Source organism: Maribacter ulvicola, assembly GCF_900155985.1.
Lineage (GTDB): Bacteria > Bacteroidota > Bacteroidia > Flavobacteriales > Flavobacteriaceae > Maribacter > Maribacter ulvicola.
This window is the reverse complement of sequence record NZ_FTMA01000004.1, coordinates 263,794-288,603: the sequence shown is the minus strand read 5'-3', so window position 1 is coordinate 288,603 and position 24,810 is coordinate 263,794. Positions and strand designations below refer to the sequence as shown.

Sequence of the window (24,810 nt, the reverse complement as noted above, 5' to 3'; positions counted from 1 at the left end):
ATATACAACTGTTTTTTAACCTGACAACTTTTTTTTGAAAAAAAATTTTTTTCTTTTTCTCAGCTTAAATCAACATATATATGAACCTTTTTCCGACGCCCGATTCCAATTTCGTTTTCCTCGTTTGCGGGGTGCAAATGTACACACTATTCTTAATACCACAAGCCTTTTTTGAAGAAAATAATGAAAGATTTTTTGACCCCGGACTAACTGCATGGTTTACCGATGGTTACACTTGAAATAAAATGTGGTAAACGTATTTTGCTAACAAACAGTTACTTACGATAACTGCTGTTTCTAACACCACTATTTTCAATGTTTTACAACCCAGCCCACAAAGGTTATGAAAAGAAATTCCACACTAAACCAAAGCGTATAACAAAGTCGCGATAAGGATAATTGGGTGCTGCATAATAGTCATAGCCAGAAAAAGAAGCATTAAAATGCTCTGCTTTCAGATAAATCCTTGTTTGTTTAATTCGGGCATTAATAAAGAAATCCAATAAAGGGTAACCGCCCAACTCTTCTTTATTCTGCACATAGAACTCTCCAAGGATAGGATTATAACCATTCATACTATAACTGGAGAAATATTTAAACGTAATACCTGTTTGCAGGTACATTGCTTTATCAAACACATCAGAAGAGAAATACAGGGTATTCCTAGTTACTAGTTGAGGAACATTTAATACTTGGGCATCTTGAGTTACGTTCTGATACATGACCGTATTGTTTAATGCAAACATACCCATCTTGAATTCTTTTTCGTACTTAACCTTTAAATGAGAAACACTATTACCTTCTTGTAAAGGTTTTATGAATGCATTATCCATATTATCACCTATAGTAACATCAGAAACTGGAGCGAAATAGGTGTAGTTATTTAAATTGCTATACTTCACCATTAGATTACCCCATGTTCTGGAAAGCAACTCACCTTTTAAACTACTAGCACGTTCTTTCTTGAACACTTCACTATTATCCCAATTATAATTAAGGTATTCACTTTGATATAACAAGTAATTGAAATTTGGCATTCTACTAGAGGTATGCAAAGAGAATCGCAATTTATTCTTCTCATTTATAACGTAAGATGCAGATGCGTTAAAAAGGTTCCCCGCTAATTCTCCTGAAATATTATACTTTAAATCTGCTTGAAAATCAAATTCTCCTATGCGTTTTTCATATTTACCCATTATTCCAAATTCCGTTCCATTTAATCTATTAGGAATAATGGTTCCATTTTCCTTTATAAAAAGACTATTGAAATAATAATCATAGTTATACATAGTAACACCCCCTGTTAACCTACCTAGAGTTCTATTGTAGAATTCAGCATTTACTTCATTATAAAAGGTCTTTAAAATTGCTTTATCATCTATTGCGTTTAGAATGGCATCACCAAATAAGGTATCACGAGCCGCTTCTACAAATTGATAATACTTGGTTTCATAATCAAAAGTATGACCTATAGCTAGAGATGTTTTTTCAAATCTAGTTGAATCTAATTGAGTTCTAACTAATTTGTAGCTATGGTCCAGGTAATATCTTTTACCTAAAATCTTATTCTTCACATTATCTAAATACACATCTACCCTTGGTCTATTAATAAAATCCGGATCTCCAGATTCAAATTGATCTTCTTTTTCTGACAGACCTCCATTTTCTTCCGATGTAATATTCTGCGCGGCGATATGGGCTCTTAATGCATATCTGCCGTTTCTTGACAAATAATTTGTGGTAGTAATAAAATTACCAGATTCTATTTGCGTATTATTATACTTACCCAGCGAACGAAAGCCGGTGTACCCAACTGAAAAATTTAGCCTCCTAGAAGTATTAAAAGTCAAATTTGCATCTAACAATTGTCCTTCTTCCAAAGTAGTTTTGAAGAACAACTCCGTCATGGGAGTGGCTACATTGTAATAATTTATTTGCTCTTTCTCCAAATACTTACGGTCTTTAGCAATGGCCCCCAAACTAGGATAGCTACTGATACTTTCGAAACTTACCCCTAATTCATTATACGCTTGGCCAATGTTACCAAATGACATCAATTCAAAATCATCTTCTCGTAGGTAATTATACTTGTATTCTTTTTGAATAGTTAAGGTGGTATCTAAAAAAGTGGTATCTCTCTTAAAAGAAATAATCTTATAATCCTCTATAGTCAAAATTATAGAGTCACTTTCTATTTTGTTTTTGGGACTTATTGGTTTTGTTTTTTGAGTCGCCGGAAGTGCAGCACTCTTTTTCTCAGAATTTTCGATTACATCTTGACCTAACAACATTGAAGTTGAAAAACAGAATAAAACTAGAATAATATATTTCATGAAGCTTTGTTACCCTTGCAAAGTTAATTTTTTTGTTGCTAAGTAAATGTGAAAATTTAAGGGGGTTAAACCTAGCGCCCTATAACTCATTGACCCATAAAAATGGGTACATTAGAAAAATTATAATATAGAATTTCATGTCAACATAACAAAAGTAAGAACATATCATCTGAACAAAATACTTTTGCAAAAAGACCGAAGGCCCTACATTTTATTTAGTTAAAAATAAAATTGCGGTAGCATCATAATTATAATGATATGCACGCCAATAAAACCCATTTCCTTGAAACTCCCAAACGACCTGTTTGTTATTTGTAACCTCTATAACACCAAAAGTGCCAGATGTAATCAACGTATTTCCATCATCAAGACGGATTGCACCGGATACTCTAGGCGCATACAAACCATCTCTAGTATATTCCCAAACTACATCCAATTCATTATCCATATTAGATTGCAGATTAAATTGATCAGGTATCATAAATTCGTAAACTACTGACTGCTGAGAATCTCCATTTCCATTTCCAAAGACTAATATATTTCCTTTTCCAGGGACTTCTTCATCCAAAATATTTGGGAAATGCACATTATAAAAAAGCCTGTCTCCTTCATTATTATAAGTTTTTGGATTACCAAATCTATAAACTAAATCACCACCTTTTCCATAATTACCACCACTACTTGTTGCAGATTCACTAGCGGTAGTACTATGATCCAACACCCATATCTCACTATAATTATTTACACTTAAATAAATAAGGTCATTATCTTCATCATAATCCAACCCATTAGCATGCATAATATCGCCATCAGGGTTTTCATCATTCCTCAACATATCAACATAGTTTATATTTATTAATTGGGGATTTTCATTAATAGAACCGTACTTCACTTTAGAGGCATCAACATTTTGAACAATATGATCCCAAGAGTCCCATTTCCAAACAATTTCACTTGAATTTGGGTCAATTTCAATTATGGACTCCGTGTAGATTTTTTCTTGTTTGCCCAAGTAACCAATTTCATCCAACTGATCTCTAGTCCTTAGATCCCAAACAATAGCTAATACATTTCCATTGGGTAACATTTCAACATCATGATGAATTAAATGTTCTTTACTTGCCAATGTATATTCCCAATCAATTGAACTATCAGGATTTATAATTTGAATAATACCACCAAATCCACCGAAGCTAAAACTCGGCTTTTCTACACCCAACGAAGCCAACAACCTACCATCAGGCAATAATTCAACATCATTACCAAGACCAAATTCCAACTGCCATTCATGAACTATTACAGCTGAATCTTTTTGCATTAAATAGACACGATCATCAGTGGCTTCATTAATTAAGACATACCCTTCTTTAGATAAATTTCTATTATGATTCAAAATTTGCCCGGTCTCACCTATAATGGGATAAATAATTTCATCTGGAATATTGGGTACTGTTTCATCTTCTTCATCAATAACAACCTGCTCAACTTCATCCTGTGCTCCATTACTAAAAACATCATCAGAAGAACAACTTAAAGCCCAAAACAACAAACTAAGATAAATTATATAAAATATTCGTTTCATATTTAATATTATGATGATAACTTAATAAAGGTAATATACTAATTGTTAATAAATTGTTAACCTTCCAAATGAAAAAAGCTGAACAATGATTTCATTGTTCAGCTTCTAATTATATAATATACATTTATAACAGCATTTAAATTTTGCTGTTATAAATTCTATTTTGTATCAAAATCATTTGATTGGGTAGTAGTAAAACCAGCACTAGGGCCAGAAACTATTGCCTCACCATTTATTACCAATTCGTAAGAACCTGACATTCCATCCCCATAACCATCTGTAAATGTAAATGTGTAATCCCTACCTGAACATAGTGTTACCGTTTCCGAGGCCGAAACTTGACCATCCTCGTATTCAGGACTAGAAGCAACAGTGCCACCTAAAGAATCTTCAATAGACCAACCACTCTCACTACCATAAGCATCAAAATTAATATTGATAGTCGCTACAACTTCAATACACGCTTGAATATAGGTCAAAGACAGTGAATCACCAGAATAATAATCATCCGATTTTTCAATATTCAATATTAGCTCGTTAACACCAATACCTAAATCTACGTCTGCTAATGCAATAGTCAAAATTCCTTCATTAGAACCTGCAGGCACCGTCACAGAATTAGGAACAGTATATGACCCAACAGCAGCAGTTGAGGCCTCATCAACAGAAATATTAAATGTTCTATCAGAACCTGAAGTAGTTGATGTATACACCGCTACATCTTGTGTTGTACTACCGTCAATATCAATTATGACAGACGGAGAAACTCCCTGGAAATCAACATAGTTCAATGACACATCATCATCTTCTTCACAACTTGTGAAAACAACCATGAAAACCGAAAGCATTAATAAATAAGTTAGTTTTTTCATGTTTTATAATTTATTAGAACTTAAAAGTCAAGTTCATTATTAATATGAGTTTTTTATTTATGAAATATATAAATCTAAGCCTTGACATATCAAGATTCATTAATAGTCAAGGTTTAGATTTTCTTTGTTTAACTTTTAGTTTTGATCTGTCAAATTACTATTAAACAAAATTTCATTTTGCGGTATCTCATAAGTCAAACGCTCATCTGAATGAGAAAAGGATTCACCTGCAAAATCTAACCAATTGGCTCCTCTTGTTCTTGTCTCTCGTCTTCTTTTCATAATAAAGTATGACTTACCCTCTCCCCATAATTCTAATCTAGCCTGTAAAGCTGCTTCTTCAGCCAATGCAACTCCTGAAAGCGCATCGATATAAGAAGTATCATCTAACCTAAGGTCTAACAACGCTTTCAAACTAGCTCTTGCCGCTGCATCATTACCATTTTCTGCAGCTGCTTCTGCATGCAGCAAGTAAAATTCAGCAACTCTCATGTAATGAGAATCTGAGTCGATATTTACCTGAGGTCCAGAAAAACTTTCAAAATCATTTAGCTGAGCTCCTTGGTAATAAAATTTACCAGTTGGATATAAATTAGAGTTAAACTGATTCAATCTAATATCATCTGACCTAAAGTTAGCATGTAAAGACACGTCTATACCTTTTGGGTTACCTACGGCAGCATAGCTATAGCTATAAAAATCCATAAAACCCCACCATGAAAATAAAGAAGCTAGTTCTTGACTAGGTGTAATATCAATACCCCACATAACGCTAGGCATAACATTAATATTATTGAAACCTCCTACACTACCGTCTTCACCTGGCAATAATGCAACCTCGTCAGCAGTCATAATCGGATAACCAGCATCTATCACTTTTTTAGCATATTCCTCTGTTTTAGACCAATTATTAAGAGCACCATACGTATTAGCCAAAAGTCCTCTTACAACATCTTGATTTACTTCAATTTTTTCTGATCTTACGAAGCCTTCCAATAATGTTTCAGCAGCTGTTAAATCATCTATTACAAAATCGAACACCTCTTGTACTGTTGCCTTAGGCTGATCTAATTGTTCTGCGCTCGTATACAGAGGAAGTACAGGCTTAGACAAATCACTAATGTCATTTACAAAAATATGAGTCAAAAAGTAATATGCGTAACCTCTTAAAGCTTTTGCTTGCCCAATAGTATGCTTACCAGATTCAGTTTCCGGAACTACGTCATTACCGCCAGCTCCATCAATTACTAGGTTTGACAAGTTAATTATTCTATACAAAAACCTCCAAGGTCTGTAGTTGTAATCAGAATCTGGATCAACCATTGCGGTCAATTCAGAGATACTTACTTGACGACTATAACTCTTACCTAAATGAGCCATATCCGCAGACATCATATCCAACTGAATATATTGAGTAGTAATCCCAAAATCTTCTTGAGAATCAGTTCCTCCACTTCCTAAACGATACAAATTTTCATAAATACCAAACAAGGTAGCTTTTGCAACATCTGGGTTAACAGTAGCAGCTTCTGTAACCTGCTCCTGAGACAACGTTTCTGTTGGATATACTTCTAGATGATCCTTACCACATGAAATAAATGATAATAAAACCCCAGTATAAACAATATTTTTTAATGTTATTTTCATAATAATTTACAAGTTTAAGTTAACACCTAACACGATGGTAGATAATGGATTGTAACGATATACATCTGAACCACCGGTTACATCAGTAGAAGGGTTGAAACCTTGCCTTTTAGAAAAGAATGCTAGGTTATCACCAGAAATATAAAAATCTAATTTACTTAGACCTATCTGCTTAGCCACATCGCTAGGAAATGCATAACCTAAACGAACATTGTTTAAAGCCAAGTAATCCGATTTTGTTAAAAACCTAGTAGATGTTGAATTTTGCTGTATTTGAGTTTTAGCATCCTGTCTTGGTATATCGGTAATATCACCAGGAGCTTTCCACCTATCTCTAATATCTACATGGAAATTGTTAGTACCTGCGTAATCATTATCCATCAAATTAGCATAAGCTGAATCATAAGAATACCCTCCAAGAGAATAGTTGAATAAAGTACTTAATGACCAATTACCATATCTAGCATTTAATCTGAAAGAACCTTGAACATCAGCAATTGCAGTTTTATCAACATACTTATCTGTAGCTTCTGCATAAACCTCAGTTAAATCTTGAGATATATTAGCATTAGGATTATCATTGGTATAACTAGTTAAGTTAAGAATACTAACGTCACCAGTACTAAAAGTACCGTTACCATCAATATCATCATAGTGACGCTCCCATAATGCCGCGCCATTTGCTGGATTTACACCTGCATAAACTGGCATAAACCAATCATATAACGAACGACCTGCCGTACGACCAAAACTTCCACTTTGACTGAATTTTTGCTCTTCTCCTGTTGTAGGATCAATAGGCATTGCTACTAACTCATTATTCAACATAGCACCATTAACACCAAAACTCAAAGAAAACTTTTCGTCTTGAACTAGTTTAAAATCCAAATCAAATTCTACACCTGAATTTAACATCTCCCCGTCATTTACCCTTATACTGGCAAAACCATTAGAAGGCGCAGCACTTCTTTGAAAGAACATATCTGTTGTATTTTTTCTATACGCCTCAACAGAACCTTCTACAAAATTTGCAAGCTCAAATTCTACACCAACATTAAATTGGTTTGAACTTTCCCATGTAAGATCAGGATTTCCTTTTGTAGCAAAAGCTAAAGAAATATTATCATTTAAGTTATTTACAGAATAGTGATTGTACCCTGGATAAAAGTAATCATTATCATTACTGTCAAGCACCCCTGAGTTACCAAGAACACCATAACTTCCTTTAATTTTTAAGAAATCTACGAAACCTGAATCAGATAAAAATTCTTCTTGAGTCAACACCCAAGCAGCACCTACAGAATAGAAATTACCCCATTTGTTGTTCACAAATCTAGAAGAAGCATCTCTGTTATATGTTGCATTTAAGAAGTATTTACTCGACAAATCTGCAGTTACATTTGCTATATAACTTTCTGTTCGTTCATCACGAGTATAACCGTTACCCGGAAGATTCACAACACCATTAGAAATATCGACACCAGTACTGGTTACTAAATTAGCACGTTCAGCAAATAAATAATTAAATTCATAGGTAGTAGCCACATGAGATACAAATGCATTAAAATTGATATCATCAAAAGCTTTTTTATACCTAAGACCCGTTCTTATCGTATAGTTCTTTGTCTCAGATCTAGACCTACTGATCAAACCACCCTGACCCTTGGCAGGACTATAAAAAGGCTCATCTAAACTAATATCATCACTCATGTAGTACTGATACGCAAAGTTATTTTCAAGAGTTAAACCTTCAACTAATGTAATCTTTAAATCATTATTAAAGTTTACAGAATTATCTTTTGATCTATTTACCGCTAAGACAGCATCCGCTACACCATTAGTAGCAAAACCAAAACCACGACCATCTTCTAAACCGTAATCATATAAGAAGCCTCCGTAAACAGGGTCCGGTATTTTGTTCCCGGCAGCATCTCTAGTAAATAAAGGATAAATTGATGGAAGATTATCTATCCACCAAAACTGAGAAGAAGAACTCTCGCCAGTACCATTATTATTCGTTTCACTTTGAGCATAGTTTATTGAAGTGTTCATTTTAATGAAATCTCCAAAGCTATTTGTAGCAGATACACGTGCATTTAACCTTTGATAATCCGTGTTTGTTGCATAACCTTGATCATCTATAAAACCAACAGAAGTACGAACTGATGAATTCTCACTACTATTAGACAAAGAAACATTACCTTCTATTCTGTTTGAACTCTGAAAAGCATAATCTTCCCATAATTCTGGGTTATATCTTCTAGATACGCCCGATCTAACTTTGCCAGTTGCAGGATCAATCAATTCCGACACACCAACAACACCACTATCACTAGTATTCCACATATTGTAAACTGGAGAAATATCTGAAACATCTGCATTACCATCATTTTCAAATAAATTTGCATTAGCATAATCTACAGCAGCTATTGCATCACCATTATTCTCCAACAAACCTCTTTGATAAATACCTTCCCAAGCAACACCAATATATTCTTCTGGCGATTTAATAGTTTCATACCTTCCAATACCCTGAAAGTTTGTTCCCGTCTTAATAGAAACGTTGATCTCATTTCCAGAATCTCTACCTCTTTTTGTAGTAATTACGATTACACCATTAGCTCCTCTTGCACCATACAATGATGTAGCAGAAGCATCCTTAAGCACCGTAACCGACTTAATGTCATTTGGATTAATATCGTTCAAACTTCCACCAAATGGTGCGTCATCAACAACGTACAAAGGAGCCTGACTACCATTCATAGAACCGAATCCTCTTATTCTTACCGTAGAAGTACTACCTGGCTGACCAGAAGTATTAAATACAGCAACACCAGCTGCCTCACCTGCTAAGGCTTGAGACACATTGGTAAAGGACTTTTTAGATATATCCTCACCTACTACAATTTTTGCAGAACCAGCAAAGGATGTTTTAGACACACTACCAAAACCAGTAACCACTACCTCTTCAAGAGCCTGTGCGTCATCCTCAAGTTGTATATTTATAGTATTGGTACCACCAACACTCATTGTTACCGTTTTCTGACCTAAATAAGAAAACCTTAATTTTTCACCTTGATTAACATTAATGGCATAGTTACCATCAAAATCTGTTTGCGTACCGTTAGTTGTTCCTACAACCACTATCGACACCCCTGGTAAAGGCAAACCACTTTGATCGGTTACAACACCGGTCACTGTTTTTTCCTGTGCAAAGGAAAATGTCATGAAGAGCACCAATAAAGGTGTCAACATCCACGTCAACTTCTGTTTCATAAAATTTGTTTTTGAATTAGCTTGCGCCAAAAGTCCAAAATTTTGCTTAGTATTCCAAAAGCTATCTTAACTCAAAAATGTTATATGTTAAAAAAACACTTATTATTATTATTTTTATTTCAAATGTTAGATTTTAATAAAATATTCTCAATTATTTAACAATTTATCACATTTTAAAATTCCAAATTTTAAGTTAAAAAAAACATAATGCTTCTTAAATTTTACAAAAATATTAACGAAACGGGTACTGACGAGGCTGGAAGAGGTTGCTTGGCAGGTCCTGTTACCGCTGCCGCAATAATATTACCTGAATCTTTCGAAAATTCAATATTAACGGATTCAAAGCTTTTATCCGAACCTAAAAGGACCCTTTTAGAGCCTCTTTTAAAAGATGAAAGTATCTGCTACGGAATAGTACACATTCAACCTAAAGTAATAGATGATATTAATATTTTAAATGCCTCTATTCTAGGTATGCATAAAGCTATAGACAAATTGTCTCAAAAACCAGCACATATTATTGTTGACGGCAATAAATTTAAAACCTATAAAAACATACCGCATTCTTGTATTATTAAAGGGGATTCTAAATATCTGAGCATAGCTGCAGCTTCAGTACTAGCCAAAACCGCACGCGACGCTTATATGCTAAAATTACACGAAGAATATCCCATGTACAATTGGAAGAAAAACAAAGGCTACCCTACTAAAGAACATAGAGCTGCCATTAAAAAATATGGCCCAACTAAATACCACAGAATGAGTTTTAAGCTTTTACCTGACAACTAAAGTTTATTTTACAAATAGTATAACTTTGCACAAATTTTCCGCATGAGGCTTACATTATTATCCTTAGTTATTATTTTAATAGGCACATCTTGTACTTCCGAGAAACAATCTGAGAATTCTATCTTAGACCTAGCTCCAAGCAACGCCACCTTAGTACTTAAAATAAATGATTTTGAAAGGCTTAGCAGCGAGCTTTCTACGAATGAAATTTACAATTCCCTTGCATCAAAAAAACCTTTTGTAGCTATAAAAAACATCATATCGCCTATTCAACATGTTACAAATATGACGAAAGGGTTACTAGCCTTATCCGCTGATAGCCTACAACTAGATTTTACCTATATTTCAACAGACAGCTTAAACTTTACCGTACCTGATAACATCAACAACAAAAGCATACAAACGCTACGTATAAATGAATATAACATCACCAAATACGAAATTGAAAAGAATACTTTCTACAGTACAATTATAAATAAACATTGGATATTTTGCTCTTCTCTATCTTTGTTAAAAAATATAATCAATTCTCTTGATAATCCTATCAAAAATGAATCTTTACAACAATTTTATAATGTTTCCGATAGTGAAAAAGTCGCAAATATTTGGGTAGACGTCGAGAAAGGCAAACTATTATTTGATAAATTACTTACTGACAACCAAGGGTTTTCGAATTTTACAAGTTGGATATCACTTGATTTAACCTTAAACGATTCTGAAATTCTTTTTAATGGCGTCACCGCATCTAAAGCAGATAAAAATCAGTTCCTCAACCTATTCAACGACACCAAACCAATTCTCAACAAAACATGGAACTTTTCACCAAGTAGTACTAATATATATACATCTTTTGGAATAGATGACTTCAAAAAATATATTCAAAACAAAACGCTGAACGGTCATTCAGCCACAAACTTAGATTCATTACTTCATACAGTAGAAGAAATTGGGATTACCGAATACGACAATGAATCTGTTTTGTTTCTGAGAACTTACGGTACCGCCACTTTATTAGACTATATTAATGAAGAAAAAATAGCTACGGAAGAATTTAGCGGTCATGAAATCTGGGAATTAAAACCTAATATTAAAATTTTCTCTCCTTTAAGTCCTTTAATAGGAGAACATGCATTTGAATACGCATCTATTATAGAGAATACATTTCTCTTTTCCCAATCAAAGCGTACGTTAGCATCTGTAATTACCAGAATAAAAACGGGAGACACTTTTGATCAGACTACTTTATTTAAAAACGCCGAAAACAATCTGACCTCATCTTCTAGTGTGTTGTCTATATCTAATTTGAAAGGTTTTGTTTCTCTCTTGAACAAATCGGTCTCTAAGACTTTAGGAGCATCTTTTCAAGAGAGTAAATTAAACGACTATCTAGTTGGTTCACAAATAATTGCAGATGCTAATTTTTCTCACATCAATTTCTTAATCAAAAAAAATACGAAAGAAGAGAAACAGAATTCAGTTTCTTCTGCATTTGAAGTCCTATTAGATAGTGACCTGGCAACATTACCTCAATTTGTAACTAACCACAACTCAGGAAAAAAGGAAATCCTGGTCCAGGACCAAGAAAATAACCTCTATTTGATTTCTAACAGCGGTAAAACGCTTTGGAAAAAACAACTTAATGGAACTGTACAAGGGAAAATTCATCAAGTAGATCTTTTTAAAAATGGCAAACTACAGTTTGCCTTTACCACTAACAATGAGTTTTTAATCTTAGATAGAAACGGTAAAGCAGTTAATCCATTTACTAAAAAATATTCCGGCGGTAACTTAAATCCCTTAGCTGTATTTGATTATGAGGGTAATAAAAACTATAGATTAGTGGTTACTCAAGGAAAAAAAGTATTCATGTATAACAGTAAAGGGGATATTGTAAAAGGCTTTACCTACCATACTGCAGAAGCAAATATTCTTGATGCCCCGCAACATTTTAGAATAGGGAAAAGAGATTACCTAGTCTTCAAACTTGACAATGGGCAATTAAAAATCACCAATAGAGTTGGTAAAACTAGAGTAAGCGTAAAAGATAAATTCTCATTTTCTGATAATGATATACAACTGCATCAAAATAAGTTCACTTTTACTTCTATTGATGGTATTTTATTTCAAGTTGATTCTCAAGGCAAAATATCTTCAAGTAACTTAAACCTCGCTAAAGACCATGGTATGGATGCTACCTCAAGAACCTTAGCTATCATGAACGATAATACCTTGCAGATTCGCAACAAAAAAATAGAACTGGAATTAGGGGTATACTCTAAACCTATCATTTTCTATCTTAATGATAAAATTTATGTATCCGTGACCGATATTCAGAATCAGAAAATATATCTGTTTGACAGTCAGGCCGAGTCCATTCCTAATTTTCCAATATATGGCAGTTCTAGTATTGATATGGCAGATATTAATTTAAACAAGAAGGCAGAATTCGTTTATAAAGACCAGGATAACAGTATTAAAGTTTTAAAAATACGATAACACATAAGAAAGTTGAATTCATAAATATTTATGTACCGTTCACACAAATTATCCAAAAAGACACATTGAATACCTTATTTTTAAATAGCTAAATTTCAGAATCTTAACTATTTAAAAATGAAAACTATTTTAATTCTCTTACTATCTCTGTTTATTTGTTCATCTACAATTACCGCTCAAAACAATTGCAGCAAATTCTATCCAATGGATAAAGGTGTTTCAATGGAATACACCAACTATAATAAAAAGGGGAAAGTTCAAGGCATAAGTTCATATGAGGTCGTAGAAGCTACTAATTCTGGGGGCACCACAAACGCCACAATGGCTATCAACATGACTGACGGTAAAGGTAAAAATGCCTATAGTACAGATTACAATTTAACCTGTACCGGGAATGTGGTAACCTTAGATTATGAATCATTGCTTCCTAAAGATATGATGGAACAGTATGGAGATATGGACATTGAAATATCTGGCAATGATATTGAAATACCCAATAATCTTAGTGTTGGCCAAAACCTTAAAGATGCTAACGTTGCCATGAAAATAAGCATGAGCGGTATAAATATGAATATGACCGTTGATGTGACAAATAGAAAGGTAGAGAAAAAAGAAAGTGTCACTACTACTGCCGGCACTTTCGACTGTTATGTTTTATACAGTGAAAATCGTTCTAAAATGATGATGGTAAACCAAGTGTACCCTTCAAGAGTTTGGCTTGCCGAAGGTGTAGGGATGGTCAAACAAGAGACCTACAAGAAAAATGGAGACGTCATGAGCAGTACTTTGCTCACGGCACATAGCAAATAACAACTTAAACATATACCTATTTAAACCGAGGCTTACACCTCGGTTTTTTTATTTATTTCGGCTTCAAAAAGCACTTGAAAATGTTTTAATAATTTCTGCCTCACCTCTTCCATATCTACCTCCTTTTTTCCCAATTCTACATTTAGAGAGGTAACAGCCTTCCCTTTTATTCCACATGGGATCATCAGATCAAAATATCCTAAATCGGCATTTACGTTTAATGCAAAACCATGCATAGTCACCCAACGTGATGCTCTCACTCCCATAGCACATATTTTTCGTGCAAACGATGTACCAACATCTAACCACACACCCGTTTCTCCTGGTGAACGTTCAGATTTTATTCCGTACTCGTCTAAAGTTAGAATGACCATTTCCTCTAGAAACCGAAGATATTTATGTATATCGGTGAAGAAGTTGTCCAAATCTAAAATAGGGTAACCTACTATTTGTCCAGGGCCATGATAGGTAATATCTCCGCCTCTATTTATTTTATAAAATGTAGCACCTTTATCTACCAAGACTTTTTCATCTACCAAAAGGTTAGTGATATCTCCACTCTTACCCAACGTATACACATGCGGATGTTCTACAAACAGAAAATGATTTGGAGTTTCTAAATTCAACTCCTCTCTTCTATTCCTAATTTTAAGATCAAGGGTTTCTTGAAATAGCTGTTCTTGATAGTCCCAAGTTTTTTTATAATCTTTAAGACCCAAATCTTGTACTTGCACCTTCTTATTCATCCTACAAAGATATGAAAAGCAAAAACCTATTTTTCTAACTCCACCTCTATCATCATAGATTCTGGATCTTTCATCATAGCCAAAAAATTTACTTCATAAATCATGGTCTTACCATCCATAGAAAAAGTAGCTTCTTCAATATTGGTAGACTTTACCCGTCTTGGAAAATGATACTTAAACGTATACGTAGAACCAGATAAAAACATTTCTGCACTTGCCAAGCTATCTATACTTTGTTCAAACAACTCTTGATTTAAGATAACTGTCTCGCGCTTAAATGTGTTCTTTTTAAAACTATAATTAACGATCGTTGTTTCTTCTGTAGCACCACCAGGCATTCTTTTACCACCTGCAATAGGACCAACCGAACTTGCATTTTGAAAAGCATTGAAGGCATCGTTTACATTAGAAACTTTTTTGAAGTCGGTAAACATATTAAAATTCATGACTCCGCCTTCAGGGTCAACTACCATATGCAAACTAAAAGGTTCCAATCTCTTTAGTTTAGCTTTCTCTTCTGGTGACAATTGCGCTATACTATCTTTTTTTTCTCTTAACAAGTCTCTAAAGACTATAGTAGAATCTATTGCTTTGTCTAATGCCGTAGAGTCTGTTTTTGGCAACATTTGTAGCATTTCACCACCATCAAAAGCTATGCTCATTTTACCTGATCCGTCTTCATTGAAGTAAATTTCTTCTGTAAAATTACAGGCAGCAACAGCTACTGTTATAGAAATAACAGCTAGAATTTTAAAAAATCTCATGTCTTTAGGTTCTAATTAGGGTTATTCAATATGACCAATGCAGCAATTACACCTGGCACCCATCCACAAAAAGTCAAAAGTAGAACAATTACAAAAGAACCGCAACCTTTACCTAGAACAGCTAAAGGCGGAAAAAATATGGCTAGTAAAACTCTTATTAAACTCATTTGATTATTATTTTGATTGATTGATGTACCTTATAGGTCGCAATCTTGAATACTTTGTTACAAAATCTGCTAATTTTATTGACTAGAACTCTAGCTATGATCAAGACAGTATTTTTAATTCTTATTCTCTTTTCCTGTTTTCTAGGTTCATCTCAATATAATTTTGAAGGGCAGATTGCTGATGAGCAAAGTAAAAAAACCATTTACCTATCTATTATTGAAGATTATAGAAAGTTTGGCAGCATATCGACGGAGCAGATTATTAAAAAAACAACTACAGATTCGTTAGGATATTTCAAATTCATTGGCAACAATCTTATTCAAGAAAATAGAACTTATAGAATACACTTAGACGATTGTGATGAAATTAAATCTAACACAAAACACTTTTTTGGATATTGTGAATATAGTAGAAGTATTCTTTTCATTGCTAATAATAATGATTCCATTACTTTCCCTACCTCATTTGCCAACGAAGCACTTTGTGAAATAATTTCTACCAACAATTCATCTGCCGCATTTTTAAATATTGATGTTTTAAAGGAGGAAATGGCTTTTAATTTTAATGAATTTAGAAGTGATGCGAATAAAAAACTAAATTCCAAAAAGTGGTTCAAAGCTTTACAGGAATTTGGAGAACATTTAAACGAACCCTTGGCAGAACTTTATATTTACAATTTCTTATCGGACAAACGGAATGATACCTACTCATACTACCTTAAGGATATTACCAGAACCAATTATTACACTGAACTTGGGGAGAGACTAGTATCCAATTATCCAAATGCGTTATTTACAGATTTATATTTAAATGATATAGCTGCAGATCAGCAATTAGCCAATAGAGACTCTCTAAACTCTAATTTATGGAAATGGTTGCTCCCTACACTGCTTCTATTTTCTATTTTGTTGAACGGCTATTTAATTCTAAGACATAGAAAAAATTCAATCAACATACGAAATAAGTCTCTAGAGAAACTAACCGAACAAGAAAATACCGTTGTTCAACAAATTTTGGAACACAAGACCAATAAAGAAATTGCAGCTCTTTTGTTCATAAGCGTTAGCACCGTAAAAACCCATATAAACAATATCTACAAGAAATTAAATATAACTTCAAGAGATGAAATAAAACAACGCTATCGATAAATTTTTAAAATTCCACCTAGGGTCTAGTACCCATTTCCACCCAAAAAGAACACTTTTCCTTTAACAATTTCAAGAATTTTCAGGTCTAATCTAAAACCTAAAATCATGAAATTTCCAGTCATTATTATTATCTTATTTCTAAATTACACGGTTTCTACATTCTCCCAAAACCCAAACCAAGAGGTCACATTAGAAAACCAACAACCTTTTTTGTTAGGTGAAGTTACGGTAGACGCACTCTCAACAAACACCTACCAATCATGGTATGAACAAAACTTTGTAAACTATGAAGTTGACCAAAATCAAATTGATGTATTTAAAGGCAAAATAGCGTCTTACAAAATTTTAATCTTCATGGCAACATGGTGTGCCGATAGTAAACGGGAAGTACCTAGATTTTTGAAAATTCTAAAATCTGCAGGCTTCCCTCTAGAAAACTTAAAAATTGTGGCCTTAGACAAACGTAAGGTATCTTATAAAAAAAGTCCGCAAGGTGAAGAGTGGGGATTAAACATCCGTAGAGTACCTACCTTTATATTTTACAAAAATGGCAAAGAATTAAACAGAATCATTGAAACACCTGTTACAACCTTAGAAGAAGACATATTAAAAATTATTTCGCAACACGAGTATGTCCCCAATTATACGTCATCATTACATTTTGACTAACACATAAAATTTAACTTAAAAAGCAAAAGGATTACTTTCTATTAAATTAGCAACATCTAATAAAAGGATAGAAATGCCTTACTTCACTACTAAGATGAAAGGTATATTTACGGAGTCTCTTCTAAAATAAATATATAAAGACGCCATCCTTTAGTGTCTACAAGATTGAAAGATTAAGACATATCGATTATATTTGCCAGCTAAATAAACGACGGCATGCAATTATCGGAGCAAGAGCTTATCAGAAGAGAGAAATTAGACAAATTAAGAGCACTGGGTATCAATCCGTATCCTGCTGCTTTATATCCTGTAAATTCCACATCAGAAAGTATAAAATCTGATTATGAAGAAGGCAAACAGGTAATTGTTGCCGGTAGACTTATGTCTCGTCGTATTCAAGGTAAGGCTTCTTTTGCCGAACTTCAAGATAGTACTGGTCGTATTCAAGTGTATTTCAATAGGGACGAAATTTGTACGGGAGAGGATAAAACCTTGTACAACGATGTTTACAAGAAATTGTTGGACATTGGTGATATCATCGGTATTAAAGGGGAACTTTTTACTACTCAGGTTGGTGAGAAAACTATTATGGTGAAGAAATTTACCATGTTAAGCAAATCGCTAAGACCTTTACCACTTCCTAAAAAAGATGCTGATGGAAAAGTATACGACGAATTCAATGATCCTGAATTACGTTACCGTCAACGTTATGTTGATTTGGTAGTGAACCCAAAGGTGAAAGAGAACTTTATTAAAAGAACGAAAATCACCAATAGTATTCGTGAATTTTATAACGCGGCTGGTTATTTAGAAGTAGAGACTCCGATCTTACAACCTATACCTGGTGGTGCAACTGCACGTCCGTTTTTAACGCATCATAATGCGCTGAATATTCCTTTGTACTTAAGAATTGCCAACGAACTTTATCTTAAAAGGCTAATTGTTGGTGGTTTTGATGGTGTTTATGAATTCTCTAAGGATTTTAGAAACGAAGGAATGGACCGTACCCACAACCCAGAATTTACCGTAATGGAATTGTATGTTGCGTACAAAGATTACAACTGGATGATGGATACCACAGAAAAATTATTGGAGAAAATTGCGATGGATTCTAACGGAACTACAAAAGTTACCGTCGGTGAAAACGAAATTGAATTTAAAGCTCCATACGCTCGTGTGCCAATTCTTGAAGCTATAAAAATACATACTGGTTATGATGTTGCAGGTATGCCAGAAGATGAGCTTCGCGAAACTGCTAAAAAATTAGGTTTAGAGGTTGATGAAACCATGGGTGTAGGAAAATTGATCGATGAAATATTCGGTGAAAAATGTGAGCACTTCTATGTGCAACCAACCTTCATTACAGATTATCCTAAAGAGATGAGTCCGTTAACCAAAGAGCATAGAGACAACCCTGCATTGACAGAGCGTTTTGAGCTTATGGTAAATGGAAAAGAATTGGCCAATGCTTACTCTGAGCTTAACGATCCTATTGATCAAAGAGAACGTTTTGAAGATCAATTGAAACTTTCTGAAAAAGGAGATGATGAGGCTATGTTCATTGACCAAGACTTTTTAAGAGCTTTGGAATATGGTATGCCCCCAACTTCTGGTATTGGTATTGGTATTGATCGTTTGGTGATGTTGATGACCAATAATGCATCTATACAAGAAGTATTGTTCTTCCCACAAATGAGACCTGAGAAAAAACCACTTCAATTGTCTGATAATGAAAAAGTAATTTTCGACATTCTTAAGGCTGAAAAGAAAATGGAACTTGACTCCTTAAAAACTAAATCTGATCTAAGCAACAAAGCTTGGGATAAAGGAATAAAGGGTATCACAAAGCAGCAATTAGCTAAAATCTACAAAGAGAGCGATGTTCTTTTTGTTGAAATATTGAAGTAACTGTTCCTCAAAAGGGTAAAAAAATAGCAGCTTTGAAGCTGGCAAAACCAGCCAGCATGAATTTAAGCAGAAAAATAACGCTGTGTATAGTTCCTATTAATGATCACTATTTTTTTACTCTTTGTACTGATTTTCAAAAAATGTAGATGCCCTAATAGTAGTTGCACTTTGAATGGGTATTTGGTGACGGACGCTCATTAACAAAAGAGTTTTCTGTTACCGGTTTAGTAGACTTAGCAGCAGTTATCGGGACTAAGAAATCTTAGTATTTTACTTACCACTTCTTTATTGCATATCCCAATGTTGTTTATGACGGCGGCTGAATAATATAGCATCTTTTCTGTTCCTTGTAAACTGTCGTTTTTTAATGGGTCTAGATATGCCTATAATTTAAATACAGACTCCCTTCTCAATCACCAGTAGTAGTGATTTTATGCTTTACTATATATGGCTAAACCATTAAAAGTTTTCGTATAAGCCACGGGTTACGTTTAAGTTCATGAAATCAAACAAAAAGGTAGTCCTCATAATCTTGTTACTGAACTTGTAGAAATAGGATTACTTCAATTTATACCATCCTTATTGCTCAAGATAGTAACCAAAAAAAATAAAGCCTTTGCAGTTGCAAAGACTTTATTATCGACTAATTCAGAAATGAAAAAATGTTTATTCCTATTTAATAGACGCCTTTCCCTCAGCATTGTTACATCTACCCTTAAGAAATTATTAACTATTTGTTCCAAATTTTATTTCAATCTTTGGAGGATCACCTAACTCACTTACAAATGAAAAGAAAATTACTTTTAAAGTTATTGCTATTTTTATGTGTTTTTGGCTACCAAAATGCCGAAGCACAAATTTTTAAAAAGAAGAAAAAAAATACCGAACAAGAAGCCAGTAAACCTTCAAAGGACAAAATTCAACCTTATAACAAGGTAATCACAAAAGATGCCGTTAGTGATGACGGACTTTTTACTACCCACGTAGTAAACGAAAACCACTTTTTTGAAATTCCAGATTCTCTTTTCAACAAAGAAATGTTGATGGTTAGCCGTATTTCTAAAACTGCATCAGGCATTGGCTTTGGTGGCGGAAAAATAAACACCCAGGTTTTACGTTGGCAAAAGAAAGATAAAAAAGTTCTACTTCGTGTAGTATCTCATGATGTTGTTGCTGCAGACTCTTTACCGGTTCACGAAGCCGTGATGAATTCAAACTTTGAACCTGTTTTATTTTCCTTTGATATAAAAGCGATCAAAAAAGATTCATTGAACCCAACAACTGTAATCGAAGTAAACGATATTTTTTCAAAAGATACCAAGGCTTTTGGTATGCCAGAACAGTATCGTAAACAATATAAAGTTTCTCGTTTAGATGAAGGTAGAGGTTATATTGAATCTATCAAAAGCTACCCATTAAATGTAGAGGTACGTCATATTAAAACATATTTTGCAAGTGCCGCCCCTAGTAACCCTAGCTTAGGTTCTATTTCTGTAGAAATCAATAATTCCATGATATTATTGCCCAAGGAACAAATGAAACGCAGATTCTTTGACGAACGTGTAGGCTGGTTTGCCAGAGGTCAGGTTGATTATGGCCTAGAGGCACAAGAAAGCAAAACAGTTAAATTTCTTGATAGATGGCGTCTTGAAGTAAAAGATGAAGATGTAGAAAAATTTAAGAATGGTGAACTGGTAGAACCAAAAAAGCAAATTATCTATTACGTAGATAGAGCTACACCAAAAAAATGGATCCCATTTATTAAACAAGGTATAGAGGACTGGCAAGTTGCTTTTGAAGCTGCAGGTTTTAAAAATGCAATTATCGCAAAAGAAGCTCCTACAGAAGAGGAAGATCCAGAATGGTCTCCTGAAGACGTACGTTATTCTGTTGTTCGCTACTTAGCGTCCCCTATACCAAATGCAAACGGCCCCCATGTTAGTGACCCACGTAGTGGTGAAATCTTGGAGTCTGATATTAACTGGTACCATAATGTAATGACGCTTTTAAGAAACTGGTACTTTGTACAGACAGCAGCTATTAACCCTGCTGCTAGAGGTGTTTCTTTTGACGATGACGTTATGGGACGCTTAATTAGATTTGTATCGTCTCATGAAGTTGGGCACACTTTAGGCTTGCCACACAACATGGGGAGTAGTGTTGCCTACCCTGTAGATTCGCTACGATCTAAAACATTTACCAAAAAATATGGAACAGCACCGTCAATTATGGATTATGCGCGTTTTAACTATATAGCGCAACCTGGAGATGAAGGCGTGGCCTTAATGCCAGATATTGGTGTTTATGATAAGTATGCCATTAAATGGGGATATAAACCTATTTTAAACACTTCTGCAGAAGAAGAAAAATCTACCTTAGACAAATGGATTATGGCTCATGCCGGAGATCCTTTATATAGATTTGGACACCAACAAGTTGGTGATATTGTTGATCCTAGTTCGCAAACCGAGGATTTAGGTGATGATGCCATGAAAGCTAGTGAATACGGCATAGCAAATCTTAAAAGAATTGTTCCTAAATTAATTGAATGGACCGCCGAAGATGGAAAAAATTACGAAGACCTAGATAAGCTTTACGGACAAATATTTTCTCAATTCAATAGGTATATGGGGCACGTATCCAACAACATTGGTGGTGTTTATGAAAATCATAAGACCTATGACCAAGAGGGTGCTGTATATACTGCCGTACCAAAAGAGAAACAACAAAGGGCTATGGCTTTTCTTCATGCACAACTATTTAACACCCCAATGTGGATGCTGGATCAAGATATTTTAGACCGTACAGAGTATTCCGGATTTTTAGAGCAAATGCGATCTATGCAAGAGCGTACATTAAACAATGTATTAAGCTTAGGTAAAATGGCCAGACTCATAGAATATGAGACGGTAGATAAGCAAAAAGCATACGCTCTAACCCAAATGATGGATGAATTAAGAAAAGGAATTTGGGCCGAAGCTAAAAACGGAAAACCAGTTGACACCTATAGAAGAAACTTGCAAAAGGCTCATGTAGATCGCTTAGCATATTTGTTAACAGCAGGTAATCAATCTAAAGGTTCTGATTTTGGTGGCTACAGAAAATCAACAGTTGTCAACACTAGCCAATCTGATATTAGATCCATAGCCAGGGCAGAATTGAACATTTTAAAAAGAGCTATTAGAAATGCACGTAACAGAACCTCAGATATGATGACAAAATATCATTACGACGATGTTTCTGAGCGTATTAACGACATTTTGGACCCTAAATAATTACTTGTTGTAAGAATTGAATTTTCATCACTATCGATTAAAAACCAATTACATCGATGAATGAAATGTATATACCACACATTAAATATTCTAGACATCAAAAAAAGCCCATTACACAACAATGGGCTTTTTCATGTGTTATTGTTTTTTAGATTAGTATTGAATTTAAAAACCCCCAAATCATGACTAACAAATTAAAAAGTCTTATTTACTTGGCTTGCTTCATCTGTGCTTCTATCGTTTACCATCACAGTACAAATGAAACAGTAAAAGAGGAAATTGTAACTAACACTTATGATCAAGAAGCCGACATTGTTATCAACCCTTACAAAACCATAGAGGGAAGAACACAGACAAATTAAAATGTTAAAAAGACTTACCTACTTAAAGCGCGGCCCCTACAGCCGCGCTTTTTTATTGTCAAAACACTCAAAAAGTAATTAAATCCTTATTAAAATCACATCCATATTTAAACCAAACTGTAAAATTCATGTCAAAGAAGTAAATACAAAAAAAACACACATGAAAAAACTAGTAATGGCCATTTTAGTAATGGCTGGCATAACAGCAACGGCACAAGATCATGGCAGAAATGAAAAAAGAGGTGATATGAGGAATTTAACTTCTGAACAAGTAGCTACGATCCAAACAAAAAAAATGACCTTGGCATTAGATTTAAATAAATCGCAACAAGCTAAAGTAAAAACTATACTTACTGAAGAAGCTGCAGTTAGAAAAGCAAAAATGGAAGAACGTATAGCCCATAAGAAAGAGGGTAAAAAAGTTTTGACCGCAGATGAAAAATACGCCATGCAAAACGCACGTTTAGACCATCAAATTGCACGTAAAGAACAAATGAAATCTATTCTTAATGATGAGCAATTTGAAAAATGGGAGAAAATGAACCATAAAAGAAAAATGCGTGGTAATGGTAAAAACAAACGAGATAGAAAAGGAAAACATTCCGCTAGAGAATAACCTTTAAATTAAAAAGAGTCCTTAACCAAGGACTCTTTTTAATTTAAATACCAATAAATGCTAAATCTATAATTCTATTTCTTTCAAGGCATTGATAGTCGCATCTAAATCTTCATAACTAAGAGCATCGTTTAAAAAATAGCTTTCAAAAGCACTTGGCGGCAAATAAACACCTCTCTCTAACATGCCATGAAAGTACTTCTTGAATGTTTCATTATTACCTTTTGCGGAAGAAGCAAAATCCACTACAGCCTCATCAGTAAAATGTACAGATATCATACTACCGTAACGGTTAATTTGGTGTGCTACCTTTTTATTGATCAGTACCTCAGAAATGCCTTTGTGTAGGTATTCTGCCTTATCAGCAAGACTTTTAAATACTTCAGGGTTATTGTTCAATTCTGTCAACATAGCCAAACCTGCGCTCATAGCCAGCGGATTTCCACTTAACGTACCTGCTTGATAAACGGGTCCATCCGGTGCAAGAAAATCCATAATTTCTGTTCTTGCAGCAAAGGCACCTACTGGCAATCCGCCACCTATAACCTTACCGTAAGTAACAATATCTGCCTTTATATTCAAGACTTCCTGAGCTCCGCCTTTCGCCAAACGAAAACCGGTCATTACCTCATCAAAAATCAATAAAATTCCTTCTTGCGTACATAATTCACGAAGGCCTTTCATAAAATCATCCGCAGGTACAATACACCCCATATTACCGGCAATTGGTTCTATGATAATTGCTGCCAACTCTCCCTTATTTGCTTGAACCAATGCCTTCACTCCTGCCAGATCATTATAATCTGCCAACAGTGTGTCCTTTGCAGTACCCTGAGTTACACCGGGACTATTAGGACTACCAAAAGTAACCGCACCACTACCCGCTTGAATCAAAAACGAATCTGAATGACCGTGATAGCATCCGGCGAATTTTATGATTTTATCCTTTCCCGTAAAGCCCCTTGCCAAACGTACCGCACTCATACAAGCTTCTGTACCGCTGTTTACGAACCTGATCTTATCCATGTTCGGCACCATAGATATCGCTAATTTAGCTAGCTCTGTTTCAATTTCTGTAGGCATACCGAACGATGTCCCGTTTTGAGCTTTTTCTACCACTGCATTGATTACAGGCTCATGGGCATGACCTAAAATTAACGGTCCCCAAGATGCGATATAGTCAATTAGCTTATTACCGTCCTCATCATATAAATACGCTCCTTTCGCTTTTTTCACGAATATTGGATCACCGCCTACAGCTTTAAACGCACGTACGGGAGAATTTACGCCGCCAGGTATATATTTCTTTGCCTCTGCAAACAGGGCGCTACTTCTTTGATAAATCATAC

The 24,810-nt window shown here is 34.5% G+C and carries 17 protein-coding genes; 8 read left to right on the top strand and 9 right to left on the bottom strand.

Going from position 1 to position 24,810, the window contains the following annotated elements; all coding sequences use genetic code 11:
* Positions 1-341 precede the first annotated feature (341 nt).
* The 5 genes from BW936_RS13350 to BW936_RS13330 form a co-directional block, all read right to left on the bottom strand.
* Positions 342-2,333: a putative porin gene (locus tag BW936_RS13350; protein WP_076548897.1), complete on the bottom strand. Its 1,992-nt coding sequence runs from the start codon at positions 2,331-2,333 to the stop codon at positions 342-344.
* A 211-nt stretch (positions 2,334-2,544) separates the two neighbouring features.
* Positions 2,545-3,915, bottom strand: a complete 1,371-nt coding sequence (locus tag BW936_RS13345) for an aryl-sulfate sulfotransferase (RefSeq protein ID WP_084182080.1) — start codon at positions 3,913-3,915, stop codon at positions 2,545-2,547.
* A gap of 158 nt (positions 3,916-4,073) precedes the next feature.
* Entirely contained in the window at positions 4,074-4,787 is a 714-nt protein-coding gene (locus BW936_RS13340) for a hypothetical protein (protein WP_076548895.1), read from the bottom strand.
* Positions 4,788-4,922: 135 nt separating this feature from the next.
* Positions 4,923-6,434, bottom strand: coding sequence for a RagB/SusD family nutrient uptake outer membrane protein (locus BW936_RS13335; RefSeq protein ID WP_076548894.1), 1,512 nt, complete (start codon positions 6,432-6,434; stop codon positions 4,923-4,925).
* A gap of 6 nt (positions 6,435-6,440) precedes the next feature.
* Positions 6,441-9,710 carry a SusC/RagA family TonB-linked outer membrane protein gene (locus tag BW936_RS13330; RefSeq protein WP_076548893.1) on the bottom strand — a complete coding sequence of 1,090 codons (3,270 nt, stop codon included), beginning with the start codon at positions 9,708-9,710 and terminating at the stop codon, positions 6,441-6,443.
* Positions 9,711-9,917: 207 nt separating this feature from the next.
* Between BW936_RS13330 and BW936_RS13325 the strand changes: the two genes are divergently transcribed.
* From BW936_RS13325 to BW936_RS13315, 3 genes are all read left to right on the top strand, one after another.
* On the top strand, positions 9,918-10,499 hold the full coding sequence (locus tag BW936_RS13325; protein ID WP_076548892.1) for a ribonuclease HII: 582 nt from the start codon (positions 9,918-9,920) through the stop codon (positions 10,497-10,499).
* A 42-nt stretch (positions 10,500-10,541) separates the two neighbouring features.
* Positions 10,542-12,995, top strand: a complete 2,454-nt coding sequence (locus BW936_RS13320; RefSeq protein ID WP_076548891.1) for a hypothetical protein — start codon at positions 10,542-10,544, stop codon at positions 12,993-12,995.
* 117 nt (positions 12,996-13,112) lie between these two features.
* The gene (locus tag BW936_RS13315; protein ID WP_076548890.1) at positions 13,113-13,805 is read left to right on the top strand and encodes a TapB family protein; all 693 of its coding nucleotides are present in this window, start codon (positions 13,113-13,115) and stop codon (positions 13,803-13,805) included.
* Positions 13,806-13,837: 32 nt separating this feature from the next.
* Here the strand turns inward: BW936_RS13315 and lipB are convergent, their stop codons facing one another.
* From lipB to BW936_RS13300, 3 genes are read right to left on the bottom strand one after another with little or no spacing between them, the layout of a single operon-like run.
* On the bottom strand, positions 13,838-14,551 hold the full coding sequence (gene lipB, locus BW936_RS13310; RefSeq protein WP_076548889.1) for a lipoyl(octanoyl) transferase LipB: 714 nt from the start codon (positions 14,549-14,551) through the stop codon (positions 13,838-13,840).
* Between the two features lie 26 nt (positions 14,552-14,577).
* Positions 14,578-15,315, bottom strand: a complete 738-nt coding sequence (locus BW936_RS13305) for a hypothetical protein (RefSeq protein WP_076548888.1) — start codon at positions 15,313-15,315, stop codon at positions 14,578-14,580.
* A gap of 11 nt (positions 15,316-15,326) precedes the next feature.
* Positions 15,327-15,482 (bottom strand): YqaE/Pmp3 family membrane protein, encoded by a 156-nt coding sequence (locus BW936_RS13300; RefSeq protein ID WP_073240341.1) that lies wholly within the window; start codon positions 15,480-15,482, stop codon positions 15,327-15,329.
* Positions 15,483-15,578: 96 nt separating this feature from the next.
* Between BW936_RS13300 and BW936_RS13295 the strand changes: the two genes are divergently transcribed.
* The 5 genes from BW936_RS13295 (at position 15,579) to BW936_RS13270 (ending at position 23,461) form a co-directional block, all read left to right on the top strand.
* Complete coding sequence (locus tag BW936_RS13295) at positions 15,579-16,631, top strand: response regulator transcription factor (protein WP_076548887.1); 1,053 nt, start codon at positions 15,579-15,581, stop codon at positions 16,629-16,631.
* A gap of 105 nt (positions 16,632-16,736) precedes the next feature.
* Positions 16,737-17,300 carry a thioredoxin family protein gene (locus BW936_RS13290; protein WP_076548886.1) on the top strand — a complete coding sequence of 188 codons (564 nt, stop codon included), beginning with the start codon at positions 16,737-16,739 and terminating at the stop codon, positions 17,298-17,300.
* Positions 17,301-17,516: 216 nt separating this feature from the next.
* A complete protein-coding gene (gene lysS / locus BW936_RS13285; RefSeq protein ID WP_076548885.1) occupies positions 17,517-19,208 on the top strand; it encodes a lysine--tRNA ligase in 1,692 nt (563 codons plus the stop codon).
* A 785-nt stretch (positions 19,209-19,993) separates the two neighbouring features.
* Positions 19,994-22,483 (top strand): zinc-dependent metalloprotease, encoded by a 2,490-nt coding sequence (locus tag BW936_RS13280; protein WP_076548884.1) that lies wholly within the window; start codon positions 19,994-19,996, stop codon positions 22,481-22,483.
* Between the two features lie 522 nt (positions 22,484-23,005).
* Positions 23,006-23,461 (top strand): lysozyme family protein, encoded by a 456-nt coding sequence (locus tag BW936_RS13270; protein WP_076548882.1) that lies wholly within the window; start codon positions 23,006-23,008, stop codon positions 23,459-23,461.
* A 66-nt stretch (positions 23,462-23,527) separates the two neighbouring features.
* Here the strand turns inward: BW936_RS13270 and hemL are convergent, their stop codons facing one another.
* Positions 23,528-24,808: a glutamate-1-semialdehyde 2,1-aminomutase gene (gene hemL, locus BW936_RS13265; protein WP_076548910.1), complete on the bottom strand. Its 1,281-nt coding sequence runs from the start codon at positions 24,806-24,808 to the stop codon at positions 23,528-23,530.
* Positions 24,809-24,810 lie beyond the last annotated feature (2 nt).

Coding starts and splice junctions, on each gene's coding strand:
- hemL (WP_076548910.1), bottom strand. CDS start 24,808: ATGATTTATCAAAGAAGTAGCGCCCTGTTTGCAGAGGCAAAGAAATAT.
- BW936_RS13315 (WP_076548890.1), top strand. CDS start 13,113: ATGAAAACTATTTTAATTCTCTTACTATCTCTGTTTATTTGTTCATCT.
- BW936_RS13300 (WP_073240341.1), bottom strand. CDS start 15,482: ATGAGTTTAATAAGAGTTTTACTAGCCATATTTTTTCCGCCTTTAGCT.
- BW936_RS13325 (WP_076548892.1), top strand. CDS start 9,918: ATGCTTCTTAAATTTTACAAAAATATTAACGAAACGGGTACTGACGAG.
- BW936_RS13270 (WP_076548882.1), top strand. CDS start 23,006: ATGAAAAAACTAGTAATGGCCATTTTAGTAATGGCTGGCATAACAGCA.
- lipB (WP_076548889.1), bottom strand. CDS start 14,551: ATGAATAAGAAGGTGCAAGTACAAGATTTGGGTCTTAAAGATTATAAA.
- BW936_RS13320 (WP_076548891.1), top strand. CDS start 10,542: ATGAGGCTTACATTATTATCCTTAGTTATTATTTTAATAGGCACATCT.
- BW936_RS13330 (WP_076548893.1), bottom strand. CDS start 9,710: ATGAAACAGAAGTTGACGTGGATGTTGACACCTTTATTGGTGCTCTTC.
- BW936_RS13290 (WP_076548886.1), top strand. CDS start 16,737: ATGAAATTTCCAGTCATTATTATTATCTTATTTCTAAATTACACGGTT.
- BW936_RS13345 (WP_084182080.1), bottom strand. CDS start 3,915: ATGAAACGAATATTTTATATAATTTATCTTAGTTTGTTGTTTTGGGCT.
- BW936_RS13340 (WP_076548895.1), bottom strand. CDS start 4,787: ATGAAAAAACTAACTTATTTATTAATGCTTTCGGTTTTCATGGTTGTT.
- BW936_RS13280 (WP_076548884.1), top strand. CDS start 19,994: ATGAAAAGAAAATTACTTTTAAAGTTATTGCTATTTTTATGTGTTTTT.
- BW936_RS13350 (WP_076548897.1), bottom strand. CDS start 2,333: ATGAAATATATTATTCTAGTTTTATTCTGTTTTTCAACTTCAATGTTG.
- BW936_RS13335 (WP_076548894.1), bottom strand. CDS start 6,434: ATGAAAATAACATTAAAAAATATTGTTTATACTGGGGTTTTATTATCA.
- lysS (WP_076548885.1), top strand. CDS start 17,517: ATGCAATTATCGGAGCAAGAGCTTATCAGAAGAGAGAAATTAGACAAA.
- BW936_RS13295 (WP_076548887.1), top strand. CDS start 15,579: ATGATCAAGACAGTATTTTTAATTCTTATTCTCTTTTCCTGTTTTCTA.
- BW936_RS13305 (WP_076548888.1), bottom strand. CDS start 15,315: ATGAGATTTTTTAAAATTCTAGCTGTTATTTCTATAACAGTAGCTGTT.